We start from the raw sequence: 4,855 nt of genomic DNA, 5'->3' as shown, positions 1-4,855 counted from the left end.
GTCGTCGACCGGGCTGGCCTATCGCCGCTGCGAGCTGAGCTGGATCAACGGCGACCAGATCGGCGTCACCTTCCTGCGTCTTGACCGGAAGAAGAAGCGCGCCGCGCAAGCCGAGAACGCCTGAGCGCGTCTGCGCTGCCTTAATGCTCCCGCGCCGAACCGCGCGCCGTCGTATCGTCGTCATGATCGCCGACTACCCAATGACCGCCTCCGATAGACCGTTCGGAGCCGCGTGATACAATCGATTCGCGCCGCCCGGCGCGTTCCGAGTCGGAGACCATGACCGTTCGTCCCCACAAAGCCATGGTGCTGGCCGCCGGCCTCGGCCTGCGGATGCGCCCTCTCACCGATCATATGCCGAAGCCGCTGGTGCGCGTCGCCGGCCGTCCGTTGCTCGACCACGTGCTCGACCGGCTCGCCGAAGTCGGCGTCACCGAAGCCGTCGTCAACGTCCACTATCTGCCGGATCAGATCATCGATCACGTCGCCGGGCGGACCAGCCCGCGGGTGATCATTTCGGACGAGCGCGATCAGGTGCTCGGCACCGGCGGTGCGGTGGTCAAGGCGCTGCCGCTGCTCGGCGATGCGCCGTTCTATCATCTCAATGCCGACACGATGTGGATCGACGGCGTGCGGCCGAATCTCGCGCGGCTCGCCGAAGCGTTCGATCCGGCCCGGATGGACATCCTGCTGCTGATGGCGCCGACCGCGAACAGCATCGGCTACGCGGGCAAGGGCGACTTCGCGATGAGCCCCGACGGCAGCCTGCACAAGCGCAAAGAGACCGAGGTGGTGCCGTTCGTCTATGCGGGCGCCGCGATCATGTCGCCGGCTATCTTCAAGGACGCGCCGCAGGGCGAGTTCTCGCTGACCAAGATGTTCGATCGCGCCGGCCAGCAGCATCGCCTGCACGGGCTGCGGCTCGACGGCTTGTGGATGCATGTCGGTACGCCCGACGCGGTGCCGGCGGCCGAACGGGCGTATCTCGCCAGCGTCGCCTGAGAGGTCGGCCCGCGCCGGCCACCTCCTTTCGCCGGATTTGCCGTGCCATGATGGCGGAGGCGAATCAGGACATCGATGCACCTCTTCAGCGTTCCATCTTCGGCGCCATTCTTGCGCACGACCATCGCGGCGCTGGTCGACGGCCGGCTGGTCGACGGCTTCGAGGCGCGCAGCGCGCCGGAGCGGCTCGCCGACGCCACGCTGTATCTGCCGACGCGGCGCGCCGGCCGGATGGCGCGCGAGATCTTCCTGGACGTGCTCGGCGCCGACGCCGTGCTGCTGCCGCGGATCGTCGCGCTCGGCGATATCGATGAAGATGAGCTGGCGTTTTCGCAGGCCGCATCCGGCCTCGCCGATCTTGAAATTCCGCCCGCGCTCGACGGGCTGCCGCGCCGGCTGTTGCTGGCGCAGCTGATCGCGAGCTGGGCGGCGCGGTTGAAGCCGGACGATCCAGCGCAGGCGCCTTTGGTGGTCGGCGGTCCGGCCTCGGCGCTGGCGCTCGCCGACGATCTGGCGCGTCTGATCGACGACATGTCGACCCGCGGCGTCGACTGGTCGGCACTCGAGACATTGGTGCCTGACGCGTTCGATCGCTACTGGAGCCTGACGCTCGATTTCCTCAAGATTGCCGGCCACGCCTGGCCGCAATATCTGAAGGAGACCGACCGGATCGAACCCGCGGCTCGCCGCGACCGGCTGATCGACGCCGAGGCGCAGCGGCTCGCGACCCAGCGCAGCCGGCCGGTGATTGCTGCCGGCTCGACCGGCTCGATGCCGGCGACCGCGAAGCTGCTCACCGCGATCGCGCGATTGCCTCACGGCGCGGTCGTGCTGCCCGGCCTCGATGTCGATCTCGACGCCGCCGCGTGGGATCTGATCGGCGGCAGCCGCGATCGGCAGGGCAAGCTCGTGACGCCGCCGTCGCCGAACCATCCGCAATACGCCATGCATGGCCTTCTCGACCGGATGGGCGTGACACGACGGGATGTGCAGCAGCTCGGCACGCCCGCTCGGCACGGCCGCGAACTCCTCGCATCCGAGGCGCTGCGGCCGTCATCGGCGACCGCGGTGTGGCACGACCGCCTGAAGGATGCCGAGGTCGATCGCCTGATCGGCGAAGGCACTGATGGGCTGACGCTGATCGAAGCCCCGAATTCGGAAGCCGAGGCGCTGGCGATCGCGGTGGTGCTGCGCGAGGCGCGTGAGCAGGGCAAGACTGCGGCGCTGGTGACGCCGGATCGCGCGCTAGCGCGCCGCGTCGTCGCCGCGCTCGGCCGCTGGCATCTGCCGGTTGATGATTCCGGCGGCGACTCGCTGATGGACACGCAGCCCGGCATTTTCGCGCGGCTCGCGGCTGAGACTGCGCTCGAAGGCTGCGAACCGGCGACGCTGCTGGCGCTGCTCAAGCATCCGCTGCTGCGGCTCGGACGCGCCGATCATGGCTGGCGCAGCGCGATCGAGACGCTGGAACTGGCGCTGCTGCGCGGGCCACGGCCGCCCGCCGGCTGCGACGGGCTTACCAAGGAATTCGCGATCTCCCGGGACGAGCTTGCCAAGCTGAAGCGCGGCGAGGCCAGCGCACTGCATCCGTCCGAGCCGCGCACGCGATTGTCCGAACCGAGCCTCGATGAAGCGCAGCAACTGATCGCCGAGTTCAAAGCCGCGCTCGCGCCCTTGGAGACGTTCGGACCGAGCCCGCTCGATCTGTGCGAGATCAGCGCGCGGCATCGCGACGTCTTGAAGGTGTTGACGGCCGATCATGACGGCATCGTCGAAGCGTTCGAAGGCCCGCAAGGTTCGGCACTGCTGCGGGCATTCGACGATCTCGCCGCAGTTGGACCGGCGAGCGGCGTGTTGGTCGCGGCGCGCGACTATGGCGAAGTGTTCGAGACCGCGTTCGGCGATCGCGTGGTCCGCCGTCCCGAACGTGCCGAAGCGCCGATCCGCATTTACGGTCCGCTCGAAGCGCGGCTGACGCAGCAGGATCGGGTTGTGCTCGGCGGCCTGGTCGAGGGCGTCTGGCCGCCGGCGCCGCGGATCGACCCGTGGCTGAGCCGGCCGATGCGGCATGAACTTGGGCTCGATCTGCCGGAGCGCCGCATCGGCCTGTCGGCACACGACTTCGCGCAGGCGCTCGGCGCCGACGAGGTGTTCATCACTCACGCCGCCAAGGTCGGCGGTGCGCCCGCAGTGGCGTCGCGCTTCCTGCACCGGCTCGAAGCGGTCGCCGGCGAGGATCGCTGGAAGGCGATGAATGCGCGGGGCCAGACCTATCTGGACTACACGCACGAGCTCGATCGCCCCGAGAGCGTGACGCCGATCGCGCAGCCTGCACCGAGGCCGCCACGGATCGCACGGCCGCTGAAACTGCCGGTGACGGCGATCGAGGATTGGCTGCGCGATCCGTACACGATCTACGCCAAGTACATCCTGCGCCTGTCGCCACTCGATCCGGTCGACATGCCGCTGTCGGGCGCCGATCGCGGCTCGGCGATCCATGCGGCGCTCGGCGAATTCACCGAGCGCTACCAGGAAGCTCTGCCGGACGATTCGGTGACGGCGCTGTGCCAAATTGGCGAGAAACACTTTGCACCGCTGATGGACCATGCCGAGGCGCGTGCGCTGTGGTGGCCGCGCTTCCTGCGGATCGCCACCTGGTTTGCCGCGTGGGAGCAGCAGCGCCGCACCGGCGTCGTGCAGGTGCAGGCGGAGCGCCGCGGCACGCTGATGATCCCGCTTGGTGGCGAGCGCAATTTCGAACTGTCGGCGCGCGCCGACCGGATCGAACGGCGCGACGACGGCAGCTACGCGATCCTCGACTACAAGACCGGGCATCCGCCGACCGGCAAGCAGGTGAGGATGGGGCTATCGCCGCAGCTCACACTGGAAGCGGCAATTCTGCGCGATGGTGGTTTTGCGGATATTCCGGCTGCCGCCTCAGTGAGCGAGCTCACTTACGTCAAGCTCAGCGGCAATACGCCGCCGGGCGATGAGCGCGTGCTCGAACTGAAGATCGAGCGCAAGGACGAACCACAGCACCCCGACGATGCCGCTGATGAAGCGCGCGCCAAGCTGGAAGGATTAGTCCGCCGCTTCGAGGATGAAAAGCAGCCCTATCGCTCGCTGGTGCTGTCGATGTGGTCGCAGCGCTACGGCACCTATGATGATCTGGCGCGGATCAAGGAATGGTCGGCTGCCGGCGGTCGCGGGGACGCGTCGTCATGAGCCGCGTCATTCCCAACGAAGCCCGCGCCCGGCAGGAGATCGCCTCCGATCCGTCGGCATCGGTGTTCGTCTCCGCCAATGCCGGCTCGGGCAAGACCCATGTGCTGGTGCAGCGCGTGATCCGGCTGCTGCTCGACGGCGTATCGCCTGAGCGCATCCTGTGTATCACCTTCACCAAAGCGGCCGCCGCCAACATGGCGGAGCGGGTGTTCACCACGCTCGGCCACTGGGTGAAGCTCGACGACGACGCGCTGTCCGACGCGATCCGCGCCACCGGCGTCAAGACGGTCGGACCCTCACTGCTGGCGCAGGCGCGAAAACTGTTCGCCTGCGCGCTGGAGACGCCCGGCGGGCTGAAGGTGCAGACCATCCACGCGCTGTGCACCCGGTTGCTGCAGCAGTTTCCGTTCGAGGCCAACGTGCCGGCGCGGTTCAGCGTGCTCGACGATCGCGACCAGGCCGAACTGATGCAGCGCGCCAGCCTCGACGTGCTGCTGCGCGCCGCCGCGGCGCCGGAGAGCGACGCCGGGCGTGCACTGGCGTTCGCGATGACCAGCGCCGCCGACGTCACCTTCCGCGATGTGGTGCAGGAAGCCTGCATGAGCCGCGATCGCTTAATGGCGTGGGT

Annotated in this window: 3 protein-coding genes and 1 pseudogene; all 4 read left to right on the top strand. The window is 68.5% G+C overall.

Annotated features, from left to right (window positions below; genetic code table 11):
* A pseudogene (locus tag DYI24_RS28390) lies at positions 1-124 on the top strand (PilZ domain-containing protein); the annotation flags it as partial.
* 155 nt (positions 125-279) lie between these two features.
* On the top strand, positions 280-1,002 hold the full coding sequence (locus tag DYI24_RS21400) for a nucleotidyltransferase family protein (protein ID WP_011155647.1): 723 nt from the start codon (positions 280-282) through the stop codon (positions 1,000-1,002).
* Between the two features lie 75 nt (positions 1,003-1,077).
* Positions 1,078-4,227 carry a double-strand break repair protein AddB gene (addB, locus tag DYI24_RS21395; RefSeq protein ID WP_164573762.1) on the top strand — a complete coding sequence of 1,050 codons (3,150 nt, stop codon included), beginning with the start codon at positions 1,078-1,080 and terminating at the stop codon, positions 4,225-4,227.
* Positions 4,224-4,855: UvrD-helicase domain-containing protein (locus DYI24_RS21390; protein WP_164573761.1), on the top strand; the 632-nt coding region annotated here is incomplete at its 3' end. The genes addB and DYI24_RS21390, both read left to right, overlap by 4 nt.

The sequence above is a fragment of the Rhodopseudomonas sp. BR0C11 genome (assembly GCF_010820945.1).
GTDB classification, from domain to species: domain Bacteria; phylum Pseudomonadota; class Alphaproteobacteria; order Rhizobiales; family Xanthobacteraceae; genus Rhodopseudomonas; species Rhodopseudomonas palustris_H.
This window is presented reverse-complemented; position numbering and strand designations above follow the sequence as displayed.

Excerpts from the sequence above, each read along its gene's own strand:
- DYI24_RS21400 (WP_011155647.1), top strand. The coding sequence starts at position 280 with ATGACCGTTCGTCCCCACAAAGCCATGGTGCTGGCCGCCGGCCTCGGC.
- addB (WP_164573762.1), top strand. The coding sequence starts at position 1,078 with ATGCACCTCTTCAGCGTTCCATCTTCGGCGCCATTCTTGCGCACGACC.